We start from the raw sequence: 15,537 nt of genomic DNA, 5'->3' as shown, positions 1-15,537 counted from the left end.
ATCGCGCCATGCTAGTGCAATGTCCGCCGCCTATCAGCGATTTCCAATCTGATATGAGGGCACGTCCGAGATGACCTTTTCTGCCGCGGCAGTTTCCTCCAACCCGCACTTTCCATCCCCGGCCGAGATCAAGCGCATCCTCGTTGAGCGCATCGACCAGCAGCGCCAGAGCGTCGGCATCGTCGTCGGCACTTTCGGCCCGGAGGGCCGCGTCATCGTCTCGCATGGCAATTTCGGCGCCTTCTACGCCCGCCCGGTCGACGCCGACACCGGCTTCGAGATCGGCTCGATCACCAAGGTCTTCACCACGCTGCTGCTCGCCGAGATGGCTGGGCGCGGCGAGGTCGGGCTCGACGACCCGGTCGCCATGCATCTGCCAGCCACCGTCCATATGCCGACGCGCGACGGCTGCGAGATCACCCTGACCGACCTCGCCACCCACACCTCCGGCCTGCCACGTCTGCCCGAAAACATGGCACCGGCCGACGACGACAATCCGTATGCCGACTATTCCGTCGATCAGATGTACGCGTTCCTGTCGGCCTACGAACTGCCGCGCGCCATCGGCAGCCAGTACGAATACTCCAATCTCGGAATGGGCCTGCTCGGCCATGCGTTGTCACGCCGGGCCGGTCTGAGTTATGGGGCGCTGGTGCGCGAGCGCATCCTTGCGCCGCTCAACATGCACTCCACCGCCGATACGCCGGCCGTCTACATGAAGTCGCGCCTGGCCAATGGCCACGACGCCCAGTTGATGCCGGTGCTGAACTGGGACCTGCCGACGCTCGCCGGCGCCGGCGCCCTGTTGTCGACCGCCGACGACATGCTGAACTTCGTCGAGATGCTGGTGGATGCGCCCGCTTCGCCGCTTCATGCGGCCCTTGCCACCACCTTGGCCATCCGTCGCCCGACCGGCGCCGAAGGCGACGAGACCGGGCTCGGCTGGGTCATCTCGGGAAGTGGCGACGACCAGGTCATCTGGCACAATGGCGGCACCGGCGGCTATCGCTCCTATCTCGGCTTCATGCCGGCCAAGAGTGTCGGGGTTGTAGCCCTTTCCAACACCTCGACCGAAGCCGGCGTCGACGACATCGGCCGACACCTGCTCGACAGCAAGAACCCGCTCGCCGAACCGCCAAGAGAACGTGTCGCCATCACGCTCGATCCGGCGATCTACGACCGTTATGTCGGCGTCTACAGTCTGGCCCCGGAGTTCGAGATCGCCATCACCCGCGAAGGCTCAAGCCTTTTCGCCCAGGCGACCGGCCAGGGCCGCCAAGAGATTTTTGCCGAGAACGACAGCCAGTTCTTTCTCAAGGTCGTCAACGCCCAGCTCAGCTTCGACGTCGGCGCCGACGGCCGTACCACCGGCATGACGCTGCACCAGAACGGTATCGACCAGCGGGCGCCGAAGGTGGCGCCCTAACCACGACGGCCTGCACAAACGAACACCGGCCCCTGCATGCGGCAGGAGCCGGTTGAAAGCTCAGCGCTTGGCGCGCGACTATTCCGCCGCCAGCGCCGGGTGCTGAACGACCGCAGCGGTGTTTTCGCCCTTCGCCGCGAGCGGTTCGGCCGACTTGGTCTTCGGCTCACGGCCAAAGAACAGCGCATAGCCGGCCGGCAGCACCAGGATGGTCAGCAAGGTGGCGACCAGGATGCCGCCCATCATCGAATAGGCGAGCGGGCCCCAGAACACGCCCCAGGAAATCGGGATCAGCGCCAGCACCGCCGTCATCGCCGTCAGAACGATCGGCCGGAAGCGGCGCACGGCAGCGCCAATGATCGCCTCTGAGCGCTCCATGCCCGCCGCGATGTCCTGGTCGATCTGGTCGACGAGGATGATCGAGTTGCGGATGATGATGCCGAGCAGCGCGATGACGCCGAGGATCGCCACGAAGCCGAACGGCGCGCCTGAGATCAACAATGCCGCAGCGGCCCCGATGATGCCGAGCGGACCTGTCGCCAGCACCAGCATTGCCTTGCCGAAGTGCTGCAATTGCACCATCAACAAAAGCACGATGACGAGCAACATCACCGGCGCCTTGGCGGCGATCGAGGCCTGGCTTTCGGCCGCGTCCTCGGCACCGCCCTGGATCTCGACCTTGTAGCCGGGAGCCAGGCCGTCGCGCAGCGGCTTGAGATCGGCATAGAGCTTCATCGCCACGTCGTTGGGCTGGATGTGGTCGGGCAGCGTCGCCCTGACCGTGATCGTCGGCAGGCGGTCGCGGCGCCATTCGATGCCCTGCTCCATGACAGGCACCACCTTGGCCACCTGCGACAGCGGCACGAACCCACCAAAGTCGGTCGGAATATAGACCGAGTTGACCGCCGTCAGAAGGTGACGGTTGGCCTCCGGCTCGCGGGCGACGATCGATACCGTCTCCTCGCCGTCGCGGAAATTGTCGAGCGGCGCGCCCTGCATCGTTGCCTGCAGCATCTGGCGGATGCGTTGCGACGATACGCCAAGCGCCCGCGCCCTGTCCTGATCGACCACCAGCTTCATCGCCGGCACCTGTTCCAGCCAGTCGTCATGGATGGCGCCGAGTTCCGGCGTCGCCGCGAACTTGGCCTTCACCTCGTCGGCGATGCGGCGCACTTCGGCCCGGTCTGGCCCCATGACGCGCAGCTGCACCGGCCAGCCTGTCGGCGGTCCGAGGAACAGGCGATCGACCTTGCCGCGGATCGAGGGGAAATCCTCGGCCAGGATGGTGCGCAGCTTGGTGATCAGTCGTTCGCGCGCCGGCTCGTCATTGGCCATGATCAGAAGCTGGGCATAGTTCGGGTTGCGCAGCTGCTGGTCCAGCGGCAGGAAGAAGCGCGGCGCGCCCTCGCCGACATAGGTGGCGATGAACTTCTTGTCGGGGTCGTCCATCATGCGCTTTTCCAGCGCCTGGGCCTGCTTTTCGACCTCCTTGATGCTGGTGCCCTCGGGCAGCCACAGGTCGACGAGAATTTCCGGCCGCGACGACTGCGGGAAGAAGTTCTGCGGGATGAACTGGAAGGCAAACAGCGAGCCGAAGAAGGTCACCAGCGTCATGACAAGCACGATGATGCGGTGGCGCACGGCCCAGCTCACCGTCGCGCGCAGGCGGCGGTAGAAGTTGGTATCGAAGGCATCGTGATGACTGCCGGCATGCTTGCGCTGCTTCAGGATCATGTTGCCGAGCCATGGCGTGAAATAGACGGCCACGAACCACGAGATGACGAGGGCGATACCGACGACATAGAACAGCGAGCGCACATATTCACCCGCCGTGGATTCGGCGAAGCCGACGGGAATGAAGCCTGCCGTGGTGATCAGCGTGCCCGTCAGCATCGGGAACGCCGTCGAGGAATAGGCAAATGACGCCGCCTCGACCTTGACCAGCCCCTCCTCGAGCTTTCGCTCCATCATCTCGACGACGATCATCGCATCGTCGACGAGCAGGCCAAGCGCAATGATCAGTGCGCCGAGCGAGATGCGCTGCAGGTCGATGCCCAGCTGGTACATGACAGCGAAGGTGGCGGCGAGCACCAGCGGAATGGTGATCGCGATGACCAGGCCCGAGCGCCAGCCAATCGACAGGAACGACACCACCAGCACGATCAGCAGCGCCTCGATCAGCGCCTTCATGAACTCGCCGATGGCTTCCTTGACCACTTCCGGCTGATTGGAGATCTGGTCGACCGACACGCCGTAAGGTAGCGATTCCTCGAAACGCTTGTAGGTCTCTTCGACAGCCTTGCCGACGTCGGTGACCTTGAAGCCCTTGGCCATCACCACGCCGACCTGGACGCTGTCCTGGCCGTTGTAGCGGAACTTGCGCTGGTAGGGATCCTCAAGACCCGATGTCACCGTGGCGATGTCGCCGAGGCGGGTGACCTGGTTGCCGGCGCGCAGTCGCAGCTCGCGGATATCGGCCGTCTTGGACAGGTCGCCCTCGACCGAGATGCGCACCGAATGCGTGCCGGTGTCGACAGCACCCGCCGGGTCGATGTTGTTCTGCCCGGCGATGGTGTTGCGCACGTCGTTCAGCGTCAGGCCGCGTTCGGCCAATGCCTTGGACGAGACGTCGATATAGATGCGCTGCGGCTGGTCGCCGAGGATGACGGCCTTTTCGACGCCGGGCGTCGTCAGCAGCATGTCGCGTGCCTTGATCGCCAGCGTCTTCAGTTCGGGATAGCTGTAGCCCTCGCCCGCGATCGAGTGCAGCGTGATGAAGGTATCGCCAAACTCGTCGTTGAAATAGGGTCCGAGCAGGCCTTGCGGCAGCTCGCTCGAGATGTCGCCGACCTTCTTGCGCACCTGATAGAAGGCGTCCTTCACCTCGGCGGTGTCGGTGTCGCCCTTGACCTGCACGGTGATGATGGCGCTGCCGGCGCGCGTGTAGGACTTGACCCAGTCGAGATGCGGCGTTTCCTGCAGCTTGCGCTCGATCTTGTTGACGACCTGGTCCTGCATCTCCTCGATCGAGGCGCCCGGCCACACTGCCTGCACCACCATGACGCGGAAGGTGAATTCCGGATCCTCACTCTGGCCCATGCGCATCAGGCCGAGCGCACCGGTGATGATGATCAGCCCGAACAGGAAGCGTGCGATGCTCGGATGTCCGATCGCCCAACGTGACAGGTTGAAGGGCTGCTTGTCCTGGCTGGAATTGTCCATGGCCGTGGTTCCGATAAGGCGCACGCGGCCGGTATCCGGCACAGCAGATGCGCAGGTTCAAATGTGAATGGCGTTCGCGGCGGCCCTCGGCCGCCGCCTCATGCTGTCTTAGCGGACGGCCGCAGTGGCTTCGTTCGATGCCGCACGCTGCTCTGCTGTCGGCACCTTGACCCTCAGATTCTCGGCCATGAACTGCGTACCGGCCGCCACCACCAAGTCACCCGGCTTCAGGCCGTCGGCAACCTGGACGCCGGCGTCGGCGAAGCCCGCCACTTTGATGTCGCGGGCATGTACCTGTTCGCCGTTGACCACCCAGACGATGTCCTTGTCGCCCTGCTTGGCGAGCGCGCTGAGCGGGATCGCGACGAACGCCTTGCCGTTCTCGACCGACGCCTCGATCGTCGCGCTCATGCCCAAAAGCACCCTGTTGTCGTCGGGCAGGCTGACGCGCACCGAAAACGTCCTGGATTGCGGGTCGGCGCTGCCAGCGACCTCGCGCACCTTGCCGTCGAGCACCAGCCCGGCGTCGGACCAGAAGCTCACCTTGACCGGCTTGCCCTGCTGGAACTGGGCAATCTCCAGCTCGGGCACGGCGATCTGCACTTCCTTGTCGCCATCGACGGCGACCGCGACGACAGGCGTTCCGGCCCCGACCACCTGACCGGTATCGGCGCTGACCGAGGTGACGATGCCGTTCTGGTCGGCGCGCAGCTCAGCATAACCGACCTGGTTTCTCGCCTGCTTCAGCGACGAGGCAGCAGCGTCGCGCTGCGACGACGCCTGCCTGTAGGCAAGTGCCGCCTGCTCGCGCTGCGCTTCGGAGGCGAACTTCTTGGCATAAAGCTGGGTCGCGCGTTCGTCGGCCAGGCGGGCCGTCTCGACCTGCTTTTCCGCCGCGTGCAGATTGGCTTCCGCCGTGCTGACACCCAGTTGGTAGTCGGTCGCGTCGATGCGAGCGAGCAGGTCTCCCGTCTTCACCTTGTCGCCGATATTGACCACCCGTTCGGTGATCTTGCCGGCGACGCGGAAGCCGAGATTCATCTCGGTGCGCGCCTTCACCGAGCCGGAATAGTCGAGCTCACGGGTCGTGCCCATGCTGGCGATCTCGACCACCTTGACCGGGCGGATCGCTTCGACCGTCTCGGTCTTGGCTTCGGAACAGGCGGAAAGGCCAACGCCAAGCAGCGACACCAGAGCCAGGCTGGCAAGAGGACGCAGGTTCGCATTGAAGGTCTTGAACGAAATCATCGTTCGCACTCCTGGTTGTCTATTGATCTGGATGTCGGCCCGAGGGCCCCGGCTATTTCTTCAGCGCCCTGAGAGCGTAATCAGTAAGTTCCTCGAACGTCGCCCGATTGGGCTTGTTGACGCACTGCGAGACCATCTGCGGATGGCACAAAGTAGCTGTTGCGGCACCGAAGCAGCGCGCGGCGATCCGCGGATCCTGCTCGGCAAATTCGCCGGCGGCGATGCCCTGGGCGATGACTTCAGCCATCAGATCATGCAGTCGGTCGATATGCTTTTCGATGACGTGCCAGTCGCGCTCCAACGCCACGATCACCATCTCATGCACTTTCTCCTGGTCGAGCATCGTCTCGACGGTCAGGTTGTGCTGGGCATAGATGAAACTGCGCAGGCGCTCGGTGGCACTGCCTTCGGCACGCAGGATCTGGCAGGCCATCTGATAGACGGCGCCGAGCATGCGGCCGCAGATCGCCTGGTGGATTTCCACCTTTGAGGCGAAGAAACGATAGATATTCGCCGGCGACATGCCGAGGTCGCGGGCGATGTCGGCGACATTGGTCTTGGTGTAGCCGTAGTGCCGGAACAGCCGCTCGGCTGAATCGAGAATGCGCCCGACAGTCTCCTGTCGCGCCAGATCCACGGGGCTTTCGGCTACATCGTTCATTTCGGGTCGCTCGATTTTACGACTGACGATTTTCGAATTTCGTCAGTCGTAAAACGTAATTCATCTCGCGTCAATCCACTGCACCGCAAAAAATGCAGCCTACTGACACGGCCTCGCGGCTGCCCCTTCGCCGCGAGCGACGGCCAGCGGGAGCGAAAAACGTTCTGACTTCGTCACTTACGCCGCCCAACTGAATCAATCTTCGAGCAGATGACTACTCCGCCCCGGCGCGCTGGTATTCGACGCTGCGCTCGGTCGCGATGCGGTCCTTCAGCACTTCATTGGAGTAGCCGAACTCCAGAAGCGCCCGTCCCGCCAGCTGCAAACCCGCCTCGACGGCGTCGGGAATAACGAATTCCGCGCCCGCCTCGTAGAGCTGGCGCGCATGGGCGGCATCCTGGGCCCGGGCGAGCACGGGCGCATCGCCGCGCATCTGCCGGACAGCATTGACCATCGCCGCCGCGTCCCTGGCGTCGTCGACGGTGACGATGAACAGGCTCGCGCCCGCGGCACCGGCATGGGCCAGGATTTCGGGGCGCGCGGCGTCACCGAGATAGATCTTACGGCCCGCCTTGCGCTCGCGCGCCACGATCTCGGGATTGCGCTCGAGCGCGACGATGTCGGTGTCCTCGGCATCGAGGATGCGGGCGATGGTGCGCCCGACCCGCCCGAAACCGGCGATGACGACATGCCCCCGGAGGTCAGGATAGGTCTCGGTCGAAACCTCCACCGGCTGCCTCGCATCGATCCGCGCGGCGATCCGCCGGCCGATCATCGCCACCAGCGGCGTCACCAGCATCGACAGACCGGCAATGCCCGTCACCAGCGTCGCCGTTGGCGCGTCCAGCACATTGGCTGCCGCCGCCGTCGTAACAACCACGAAAGCGAACTCGCTTGCCGGCGCGAGCAGGAAGCCGGTCTCCACAGCCCGTCCCCGCTCCAGCCCGAAGGCGCGGCAGGCAAAGGTAACGATGGCCGCCTTGACCACCAGCAGCGCCACCAGCCCGGCCAGCACGATCGGCAACTCGCTCCACACCATCGCAAGGTCGAGACCGATGCCGACAGTCATGAAGAACAGGCCGAGCAGCAGCCCCTTGAAGGGTTCGAGGTCGACCTCGGCCTGGTGCTTGAACTCGGTTTCGCCGAGCAGCAGCCCGGCCATGAAAGCGCCGAGAGCCAAGGACAGGCCGGCAGCCGCCGTGAACACCGCGCCGCCGACGATGACCAGCAGCGTCAGCCCCATCAGGAAATCGCGGCCGCCGGCGCGCGCCGCCAGTCGGAACGCGTCCTTGAGCACGAAGCGCCCGAACAGCAGGATGATGACGACGGCGATGCCGCCCTGGATCAGCGCCTCCAGCAGCGCCGGCAGCAGGTTGGCGTCAGGCCCCTGCCCGAGAAAGCCGATGAGGATCAGGATCGGCGCCACCAGCATGTCCTGGAACAGCAGCACCGCGAGCGCCGCCCGCCCCACGGGACCGGCGACGCGCTTCTGCTCGGTCAGCGTCTGCATGACGATAGCCGTCGACGACAGCGCCAGGGCAAGACCGATCGCCAGTGCGACGCGGCTTTCGGCTCCGAACCACGCAGCAATGGCGGTGATGCCGGCAACGCTCGCAAGCGCCTGCAGCCCGCCCGCGCCGACCACCAGGCGCCGGAGCGACCACAGCTTCTCGAAGGACAGTTCGAGCCCGAGCAAAAACAGCAGGAACAGCACGCCGAGTTCGGCAAACGGCTTCGCCGCCTCGGGATCGGCAAAGGTGAAATGGCTGAGCACCGGCCAGCTTTCGGCCAGCGCGCCCATGCCGAACGGCCCAAGCGCCAGGCCGGCAAGCAGGAAGCCGAGCACGCTCGGAATGCACGCCACCCGCATCAGCGGCACCAGCACACCCGCCGCAAACAGGAACACCAGCGCATCATTGAGCCAGATGTTGTGAAGGTCCTCGCCCATATGCGTCCCCGGCGGATCGGCTTGCGTGCCGAGACCGACTCAACGTCAGTCTCGCCGATCATTTATGCCCTCGGGAACGAGGGATGCGAAGAAAGAATATGGCAGCCAGGGATTTAGCCGTATTTCCGGAATCGGTTTCCGAGCCCGCGCCTACCGGACCTTTCGACCCGCGCCGTCAGAAGCCTGCCTATTCCGGCAGCATCAGGCCCTCCGGATTCCTTGCTACAGCAGCTTGTACATCACAGTCGTCGCATCAAGCCGGTCGCTACCGAAGGGATCGCGGGCATAGGCAGGGATTGTTCCCACCATCTGGTAGCCCAGGGCCGTGTAGAGCGGCTCCGCACTGTCGCCGGTGCGCGTGTCGAGCGTCAGCAGGCTGCGCCCCAATTCCCGCGCCCGCCCCTCCACTTCCCGCATCAGCAACCGCGCGATGCCCTGGCGGCGGAGGTCGGGATGCACCATCAGCTTGTTGACGTCGGCGCGGTGCGGCTGGTTGGGCATGGTATCGCAGCCCAGTTGCACGGTGCCGGCGATGCGCCCGTCCTTGTGCGCCACCAGCATGATGCGCATCCCGGCGCCCACGCCCGGCAGCACCTTGTCGCGCCAGAACGCCTCGGCCTCGCTCTGGGCGTATGGCAAAACGAAGCCGATGCTTGCCCCGTCATGCACACAGGCATGCAGCAGCGCGCCGAGCTCGCCGAGATGATGCGAAATGTCCTCGGCCGAAAATGTCGAAATGGCCACGCTCATGAAACCTCACACGACAAACAGAAAATACCTGGCGCCCGTCTCCGCCGGTGTGGCGAAGGCGCTCGGACCGAACAGCTGGTATCTCAGGCAGTCGCCGGGCCTGAGCTCATGCGCCCGGCCGTCGACAGTCACCGTGAGCTGCCCCTCGACCAGCACCAGATGATGCTCGAGCCCCGGCCGCGGCGGCGCGTCATAGGTGATCGTGACGGCCGCATCGAGAGTGCATTCCAGCGCCTCGCCGGCCAGCATCTGCGCCGGCGGCGAGATCGAGCGGCGGCGAAAACCGACCTCCGGGTCCGACCAAACCGTTTGCGCCTCACGCCGCACGAGCGGCGCGAACTCGCCTTCCACCATGTGCATCAGCCGCGACATTGTCAGCCCGTAAGCAGCGCAGAGCTTGCCGAGCACGCTCGCCGTCGGGCTGACCTCGGCGTTTTCCAGCCGCGACAGGGTTGCCCGGCTGACAGTGCTGCGCCGCGCCAGCTCATCCAGCGGCCAACCGCGCCCGGCCCGGAGCGAGCGCAGCCGCTGGGCAATGCGCCGGTCAATGCCAGTCTCATCAGCGAGAGAACATTCCATATATGAGAAATATTCCCATAATAGAGAAGGAGTCAAGCACCGGAAAGCGACTTTACCACCCGTTCGTCCGCACCGATGAACGGCGTGGCGACATCGGCTGGCAGTCCGCGCAAGAGCAACTGCCGGAATAGCGCGTCGGCCTCGGCGGGTGCCATGGCAGGTCGGTGTTCCCGCCACCAGCGCAAGGTCGTGTTGAAGGTCGCCACCATGTGCTGGATCACCAGTTCGCGCGGCAGCCCGCCGGCGGGGCCGGCACCCATCGTCTGGCGCAGCACATCGGCCAGCACCTTGTCCACCGCCTCGCGCAGCACGGCCCCGCCATGGCCGCCGGCCAGAGCGGCCTGGACGTCGGCATATTCGCCGACATGCTCGAACAGCGCCCGCGCTGGATCCCAGCCGCCCTCGACGCCGTCCAGTGCCCCCTGACGGACCCCGACGAGCAGGTCACGCAGCCTCTCCAGGCTGCGCTGCAACAGGTCGTCCTTCGAGGTGAAATGGGCATAGAAGGTCGAGCGCCCGACATTGGCTTCGTCGAGAATGTCATCGACGGTGATCGCTTCATAATCCTTGGCGCGGATCAGCGCCACCAGCGCGTCATAGAGTGCCGTGCGCGTGCGGACCACCCGCCGGTCGATGGCCATTTTAGTCTCCGATTTTCCGGACGTTCCCAGCCAGCGGTCCGTTTCCGGACTTTGGCCCACCCACTGTCCGGCAATTTCCGAACACCGTGTCCGGTATCGTGATAGCCGATGCGCCTTTCGTCAACAGGAGACAATTCCATGACAGCCGCTTCGACGCCCGCCATCTCGGTCAACACCCATCTGCGCGTCGCCGCGAGCGCCTTGCTGCTGCTCGCGCTGACCTCGCTGCACCACGCTTATGGCGCCGTAATCTTTGGCACGCCCTGGCGCCTGCATGTCCTGCTTTTCGTCGCGCCTGCGGCAATCATCATCGCTGCCCTGCTGTATGCTGGTTGGTTTGCCAACACGGAGCGCTCTGCACGCCTGCTCACCTGGGCGGCGGCAGCCGTCGTTTTCGTCGTCCCCATCGTGCTGGTCGGTTATGTCGAGGGCGGCTACAATCATGTCTTCAAGAACATCGTCTATTTCGGCTTCGGCAAAGCGGCCTTCCACGCCATCTTCCCGACCCCGCCCTACGAAATGCCCAAGGACCTGTTCTTCGAGATTTCAGGTCTCGCCCAATTTCCGCTCTCGGTGCTGACCACGGTCCTGACGATCCGCATGCTCAGGAGCTTCGGCAAATGACCCTGCATCCTGACTGTCGAATCGGCTGCGACCTCAGCCGAACGAAAACACCGCACTCGGCTTAGTCGTGGCCGCTTGGCCGGTGCCGACATCAGCCACCGCATGTTCGGCAACCAGTCGAAGCCGTGCATGCGGAAGGTGGGCCCGGCCGGGGTCACCGACGAGCGCCTCGATGCCTGCGTCGACGCAGCGGTCGAGAAAGGCGGTCACCCGCGCACCCAGTTCGGCGTCGTAGAACAGGTCGCCGACCGCAACGATATCCACCTCGGGCACCCGGCCGCCGGTCACATCACCGCTGATGGCAATGATGTCGACACCGTTCAGCGCCGCATTGAGCCCGATCGCGGCCACGCCATTGCGGTCCACCTCGGCCGCGAGCACGGAACTTGCCCCCGCCATACCAGCGGCGATGCCGACCAACCCCGAACCGGCGCCAAGGTCGAGCACGCGCCGCCCCCTCACTGTCTCGGGTCGCTCCAGAAAATGTCGCGCCAGAACCAGCCCGCCGGCCCATTGATAGGCCCAGTAGGGCGGCGGCGCATCGTCGCCGGCGTCATCGGACGCGAGCCGCCACAGCCCGCTGCCCGGATGCGCGGAATAGAGCCTGATTTCGGGAACCGAAGGCACCGCCACGACATGCATGTTCGCGACGATGAAATCGGCGATGTCAGGCTGCTGCGTCATGCCCTGATGGTTCAATGTCCGGCCCCGGCAAACTTGCCGCGACATCTAGCACGCAGCCGGCCACCGCACCGCTGAATTCAGTAGGTCCAGACCCCACCTTTGCACGCCCTGTAATCACAGGGTACCGATGGCGCCGGTGAGAGGTTGCGAGTCACAGGCAGAACGATGCTGAAAGCAGCAGGCAAAAGGCATGGCGCTCCGGGCATGACCATCCTCTGGTTGTTGGCCGCCCTTGTCCTGGCCTGCTCGCCGGTACAGGCGGCGGACCGCACCATCTATCTCACCTTCGACGACGGCCCGCTCGACGGCACCGGCAACATCCTCGATGTGCTGCAGGCGGAAAACGTGCCCGCCACCATGTTCATGGTCGGCTTGCACGCCAAGTCCAGTCCGGAGAGCAAGGCGCTTGTCGCCCGCGCCAAAAGCATGCCCCTGGTCACCTTGGGCAACCACAGCTACAGCCACGCCTTCAACCGGTACCGCAAGTTCTATGCCGACACCGAAGGTGTCGTCGCCGACATGGTGCGGGCCAATGCGGCCCTCGGGTTGGACGTGCCGACCCATGCCCGGCTCCCCGGCCGCAACGTCTTTCGCCTGCCCAACATCTCGACCAACGACCTTTCGATCGACCGCATCGAGATCGGCATCGAGGAACCGGACTACGAGTTCGTCGCCGCCACCGGCTTCTGGCTCTATGGTTGGGATCACGAATGGGTCCATGACGGCACCGGCAAGCCGGTGCAAAGCGTCACCAGGCTCGTCAGCGAGATCGACCACATGTTCACAGGCAAGGTCCGCTTCGTCAGGCCGAACAGGCTGATCCTGTTGATGCATGACGAGATCCAGGACACCTTCAACGGCACCGCCAATCTCACCGCCCTCATCCAGGGGCTCAGGCAGCGCGGCTACAGCTTCGGGCACATCCCCGATTACGACCCGTTGAACTAGCGCAATCACAGGAAAACTGTGCAGCGCTTCTCCGTCCGGAATTGCGCAAGAACAGGAAGACGGGGAGATTTCCGCGGTTCGACGAAAAGCGGAAACGCTCCCGCGCCGGGCAGAAGCCGGAAGAGGCTGGAAATCGAAGGCTCCCGCCCCGCGACGGGAATGAAAATCAGGCCATCTTTGCCAGGATCTTGTTCATGTCCGCGGCATCGAACGCCTTGAGCGTCTGTGTCTTGACTCACTGCATCTGTTTCCGGATCCGGCTGGCCGGCAACATGAGAAATGACGCGCAGGCGTGTTCAGATACGCATCCGCTTTCTGCCGAGACATCAATCCCGGCGCTCCACTTCACCCAATGGTTCTCGAACGCTTTGCATTGCCCCAGGTGCTTCAGTACGACGAGATGAAGCCATACCGTCCGCAAGCGCTCTGCAATCACGAACTGGTTCGGGAGCTCTACTTGCCGAGCTAAAGACAGCATTGGCGAGAAGTGCGGCACGGATCCGTGCCGCCCTGGCGCAACGGCTCAGGCCTTGAGCACACCGGACTTCTTCGCCGTCCAGGTGGCGATGTAGTCCATCAGACCAGGCGACAGGCAGTCATAGGGCTCGAGCCCGAGTTCCCTCAGCCGGCCGCGCACGCCGTCCATTTCGGAGGGGTCGACCCCCGCCTCGATGATCGACGACACGAAGGCGGCGAAGCCCGGTTCGGCCCAGCCCGCTTCCTGGAAGCGCTCGGGATGGATGAAGGCGAGGCCCTTGAAGGCATGGTCGCGCTCCACCGGGCCATACATGTGCACACCGCAGCCCTTGCAGGCGTGGCGCTGGATCAGTGCCGACGGATCGACGACGGCGAGCTTGTCGCCATTCTCCAGCACTGTCACATTCTCATGCGCAGTAACCGCCACGACCGAGAACCTAGCCCCTTCCGGCTTCCAGCACTTGGTGCAGCCGCAGGCATGGTTGTGGGCAATCTGCCCTTTGATCGCCACCTTGACCGGTTTGTCGGCGCAGGCGCAGACGAGCGTGCCGCCGGTAAAGGCGGCACTGCCGGGTTTGACCCCGCCGTCGAGCACCGGATGTATCGAAACTGAAGCCATATCCTGTTCCTCCCTGTTCTGGCGTCCGCACGGACACCAACAAAAGTTTTGCGGCAAAGAACTCTAAGAGGCTGGTCCCATACGATACATGTCGCGGCGGCATTTGTGCATATCCGCCGTTCAGATTGCCGTGATTTGGGGCGATCGGCCCGGTTGGCCCGCCTAATCCGCGGGGCCGGCAAACAGGATCAGATTGCCGTCGGGATCGAGCACGATGAAGTTCCTGGCGCCCCACGGTTCCTTGCGCAGCGTCTGGTGAAAGACCACGCCCGCCGCCTGGAAGTCGAGGAACAACTGCTTGATCTCGCTGGCCGTATCGACGGTGATCGAGGCGGATAGCAGGTGCTCGCGTTGGCGGATGTCACCTGCAAACACCGGCTCACACACCAGCCTGAGCGCCAGTTGCGCCCTGTCCCTGACAACCTGCCCGTAGAAAGGCGGCTCGCCATAGACGAAGTCGACCGAAAAGCCGAGTTTGCCGGTAAAGAAATCGCATGATGCCGTGATATCGGCGACGAACAGCTGCGCTGCGGTCGCGGTCAGGCTTGGACGTGTGGTCCGCGTTTTTTGGTCATTCATCACAGGGGCTTCTGATTTGAGCGCCTGCCAGCTTTCAAAACCTTGCTGTCGTGCGACAAGCTCCTGCGCATCGGCGAGCTTGAAGGCAGCCTGCATCACCTCGCTGTCGTCGAGATGCTGGAAGCGCGGCAACGCCGCCCTGATCTCGGCGGCGACGGGATGATAGCCTTCGCGATACCAGCGCAGATATTGCTTGGCCTGCTTCTTGAGGTTTTCGAGGTTCGGCATGGGCGCAACTGTTGGACTTGGTCTGACAGTAGGCGGGCATTGCCCTTTCGGCCTTCGCCGATGCGCCCTACGCAGCCCTGAAATCCTGCCCCGGCTGGCGCGCCTTTGTCAATTGCCATGCAGGACGGGCCTCGGCGCGCAGCCTCACCCGTCGCTTCGGGCGAGAAGAAGCGCGCCGGCCGTTACTCGACCAGACTTCAGCCCAGCGCCCGCTCCACCATCGCTTCGGCGTGGATGCCAGTGGTGTCGAACAAAGGCACGGCGCTGTCTTCCGACCCGACCAGCAGCATGATCTCGGTGCAGCCGAGGATCACGGCCTCTGCCCCGCGCGCGACGAGCCGCGCGATCACCTCGCGATAGGCCTGGCGCGAGCGTGCCTCGACGCGACCCTGCACCAGCTCGTCATAGATGATGCGATGCACCACCGCCCGGTCCTCGGCCTCAGGCACCAGCACCTCGAGTCCATGTAGCTCGGCAAGCCTGCCCTTGTAGAAGTCCTGCTCCATGGTGAAGGCAGTGCCTAGGAGACCAACGCGGCCAAGTCCTGCGGCGCGGATGCGTTCGGCGGTCGGGTCGGCGATGTGCAACAGCGGAATGCCGATTGCCGCCTGCACCTCTGACGCCATGCGATGCATGGTGTTGGAGCAGATGACGACAAAGTCGGCCCCGCCGCGCTCCAGCCGTCGCGCGGCGCCGATCATCTCCAGCGTCGCCTCCTGCCAACGGTCGCTGCTCTGCAACGCCTCGATCTCGGCGAAGTCGAACGACCACATCAGCATGCGAGCCGAATGCAGCCCGCCCAGCCGTGCGCGTACCTGCTCGTTGATGATCCGGTAGTATTCGGCCGAGCTTTCCCAGCTCAACCCGCCGATAAGACCAATAACCTTCTGTGGCATATCCCAG

14 protein-coding genes are annotated in these 15,537 nt (G+C 64.3%); 3 read left to right on the top strand and 11 right to left on the bottom strand.

What is annotated here, in order from left to right:
- Nucleotides 1-70: 70 nt before the first annotated feature.
- Nucleotides 71-1,426: a serine hydrolase gene (locus H5P29_RS12635; RefSeq protein WP_154384788.1), complete on the top strand. Its 1,356-nt coding sequence runs from the start codon at nucleotides 71-73 to the stop codon at nucleotides 1,424-1,426.
- 78 nt (nucleotides 1,427-1,504) lie between these two features.
- Here the strand turns inward: H5P29_RS12635 and H5P29_RS12630 are convergent, their stop codons facing one another.
- The 7 genes from H5P29_RS12630 to H5P29_RS12600 all read right to left on the bottom strand — a co-directional run bounded on the left by H5P29_RS12630 (nucleotide 1,505) and on the right by H5P29_RS12600 (nucleotide 10,475).
- Nucleotides 1,505-4,648 (bottom strand): efflux RND transporter permease subunit, encoded by a 3,144-nt coding sequence (locus H5P29_RS12630; protein ID WP_067966267.1) that lies wholly within the window; start codon nucleotides 4,646-4,648, stop codon nucleotides 1,505-1,507.
- Nucleotides 4,649-4,756: 108 nt separating this feature from the next.
- Nucleotides 4,757-5,896, bottom strand: a complete 1,140-nt coding sequence (locus H5P29_RS12625; RefSeq protein ID WP_067959538.1) for an efflux RND transporter periplasmic adaptor subunit — start codon at nucleotides 5,894-5,896, stop codon at nucleotides 4,757-4,759.
- A 52-nt stretch (nucleotides 5,897-5,948) separates the two neighbouring features.
- On the bottom strand, nucleotides 5,949-6,557 hold the full coding sequence (locus H5P29_RS12620; RefSeq protein WP_067959534.1) for a TetR family transcriptional regulator: 609 nt from the start codon (nucleotides 6,555-6,557) through the stop codon (nucleotides 5,949-5,951).
- A gap of 214 nt (nucleotides 6,558-6,771) precedes the next feature.
- On the bottom strand, nucleotides 6,772-8,505 hold the full coding sequence (locus H5P29_RS12615) for a cation:proton antiporter (protein WP_154384787.1): 1,734 nt from the start codon (nucleotides 8,503-8,505) through the stop codon (nucleotides 6,772-6,774).
- A gap of 222 nt (nucleotides 8,506-8,727) precedes the next feature.
- Nucleotides 8,728-9,255 (bottom strand): GNAT family N-acetyltransferase, encoded by a 528-nt coding sequence (locus H5P29_RS12610; protein ID WP_154384786.1) that lies wholly within the window; start codon nucleotides 9,253-9,255, stop codon nucleotides 8,728-8,730.
- A 6-nt stretch (nucleotides 9,256-9,261) separates the two neighbouring features.
- The gene (locus H5P29_RS12605; RefSeq protein WP_154384785.1) at nucleotides 9,262-9,834 is read right to left on the bottom strand and encodes a helix-turn-helix domain-containing protein; all 573 of its coding nucleotides are present in this window, start codon (nucleotides 9,832-9,834) and stop codon (nucleotides 9,262-9,264) included.
- Nucleotides 9,835-9,866: 32 nt separating this feature from the next.
- Nucleotides 9,867-10,475, bottom strand: a complete 609-nt coding sequence (locus H5P29_RS12600; RefSeq protein ID WP_154384784.1) for a TetR/AcrR family transcriptional regulator — start codon at nucleotides 10,473-10,475, stop codon at nucleotides 9,867-9,869.
- Nucleotides 10,476-10,613: 138 nt separating this feature from the next.
- Between H5P29_RS12600 and H5P29_RS12595 the strand changes: the two genes are divergently transcribed.
- Nucleotides 10,614-11,099, top strand: coding sequence for a hypothetical protein (locus H5P29_RS12595; RefSeq protein ID WP_154384783.1), 486 nt, complete (start codon nucleotides 10,614-10,616; stop codon nucleotides 11,097-11,099).
- A gap of 33 nt (nucleotides 11,100-11,132) precedes the next feature.
- Here H5P29_RS12595 and H5P29_RS12590 read toward each other — a convergent pair whose 3' ends face one another.
- Complete coding sequence (locus tag H5P29_RS12590; protein WP_169808321.1) at nucleotides 11,133-11,798, bottom strand: methyltransferase; 666 nt, start codon at nucleotides 11,796-11,798, stop codon at nucleotides 11,133-11,135.
- Between the two features lie 189 nt (nucleotides 11,799-11,987).
- Between H5P29_RS12590 and H5P29_RS12585 the strand changes: the two genes are divergently transcribed.
- On the top strand, nucleotides 11,988-12,731 hold the full coding sequence (locus tag H5P29_RS12585; protein ID WP_154384782.1) for a polysaccharide deacetylase family protein: 744 nt from the start codon (nucleotides 11,988-11,990) through the stop codon (nucleotides 12,729-12,731).
- A gap of 523 nt (nucleotides 12,732-13,254) precedes the next feature.
- Here H5P29_RS12585 and gfa read toward each other — a convergent pair.
- The 3 genes from gfa to H5P29_RS12570 form a co-directional block, all read right to left on the bottom strand.
- Nucleotides 13,255-13,827, bottom strand: a complete 573-nt coding sequence (gene gfa, locus H5P29_RS12580; RefSeq protein WP_154384781.1) for an S-(hydroxymethyl)glutathione synthase — start codon at nucleotides 13,825-13,827, stop codon at nucleotides 13,255-13,257.
- 162 nt (nucleotides 13,828-13,989) lie between these two features.
- A complete protein-coding gene (locus tag H5P29_RS12575; protein WP_154384780.1) occupies nucleotides 13,990-14,634 on the bottom strand; it encodes a VOC family protein in 645 nt (214 codons plus the stop codon).
- Nucleotides 14,635-14,831: 197 nt separating this feature from the next.
- Nucleotides 14,832-15,530, bottom strand: coding sequence for an aspartate/glutamate racemase family protein (locus tag H5P29_RS12570; protein WP_154384779.1), 699 nt, complete (start codon nucleotides 15,528-15,530; stop codon nucleotides 14,832-14,834).
- Nucleotides 15,531-15,537 lie beyond the last annotated feature (7 nt).

The organism is Aminobacter sp. MDW-2 (assembly GCF_014250155.1).
In the GTDB taxonomy this organism is placed as follows: domain Bacteria; phylum Pseudomonadota; class Alphaproteobacteria; order Rhizobiales; family Rhizobiaceae; genus Aminobacter; species Aminobacter ciceronei.
The sequence above is the reverse complement of the archived record's forward strand: the minus strand, read 5'-3'. Positions and strand labels throughout refer to the sequence as shown.

Bases quoted from the DNA above. Each gene is read 5' to 3' on its own strand.
- H5P29_RS12635 (WP_154384788.1), top strand. From the start codon at position 71: ATGACCTTTTCTGCCGCGGCAGTTTCCTCCAACCCGCACTTTCCATCC.
- H5P29_RS12630 (WP_067966267.1), bottom strand. From the start codon at position 4,648: ATGGACAATTCCAGCCAGGACAAGCAGCCCTTCAACCTGTCACGTTGG.
- H5P29_RS12625 (WP_067959538.1), bottom strand. From the start codon at position 5,896: ATGATTTCGTTCAAGACCTTCAATGCGAACCTGCGTCCTCTTGCCAGC.
- H5P29_RS12620 (WP_067959534.1), bottom strand. From the start codon at position 6,557: ATGAACGATGTAGCCGAAAGCCCCGTGGATCTGGCGCGACAGGAGACT.
- H5P29_RS12615 (WP_154384787.1), bottom strand. From the start codon at position 8,505: ATGGGCGAGGACCTTCACAACATCTGGCTCAATGATGCGCTGGTGTTC.
- H5P29_RS12610 (WP_154384786.1), bottom strand. From the start codon at position 9,255: ATGAGCGTGGCCATTTCGACATTTTCGGCCGAGGACATTTCGCATCAT.
- H5P29_RS12605 (WP_154384785.1), bottom strand. From the start codon at position 9,834: ATGGAATGTTCTCTCGCTGATGAGACTGGCATTGACCGGCGCATTGCC.
- H5P29_RS12600 (WP_154384784.1), bottom strand. From the start codon at position 10,475: ATGGCCATCGACCGGCGGGTGGTCCGCACGCGCACGGCACTCTATGAC.
- H5P29_RS12595 (WP_154384783.1), top strand. From the start codon at position 10,614: ATGACAGCCGCTTCGACGCCCGCCATCTCGGTCAACACCCATCTGCGC.
- H5P29_RS12585 (WP_154384782.1), top strand. From the start codon at position 11,988: ATGACCATCCTCTGGTTGTTGGCCGCCCTTGTCCTGGCCTGCTCGCCG.
- gfa (WP_154384781.1), bottom strand. From the start codon at position 13,827: ATGGCTTCAGTTTCGATACATCCGGTGCTCGACGGCGGGGTCAAACCC.
- H5P29_RS12575 (WP_154384780.1), bottom strand. From the start codon at position 14,634: ATGCCGAACCTCGAAAACCTCAAGAAGCAGGCCAAGCAATATCTGCGC.
- H5P29_RS12570 (WP_154384779.1), bottom strand. From the start codon at position 15,530: ATGCCACAGAAGGTTATTGGTCTTATCGGCGGGTTGAGCTGGGAAAGC.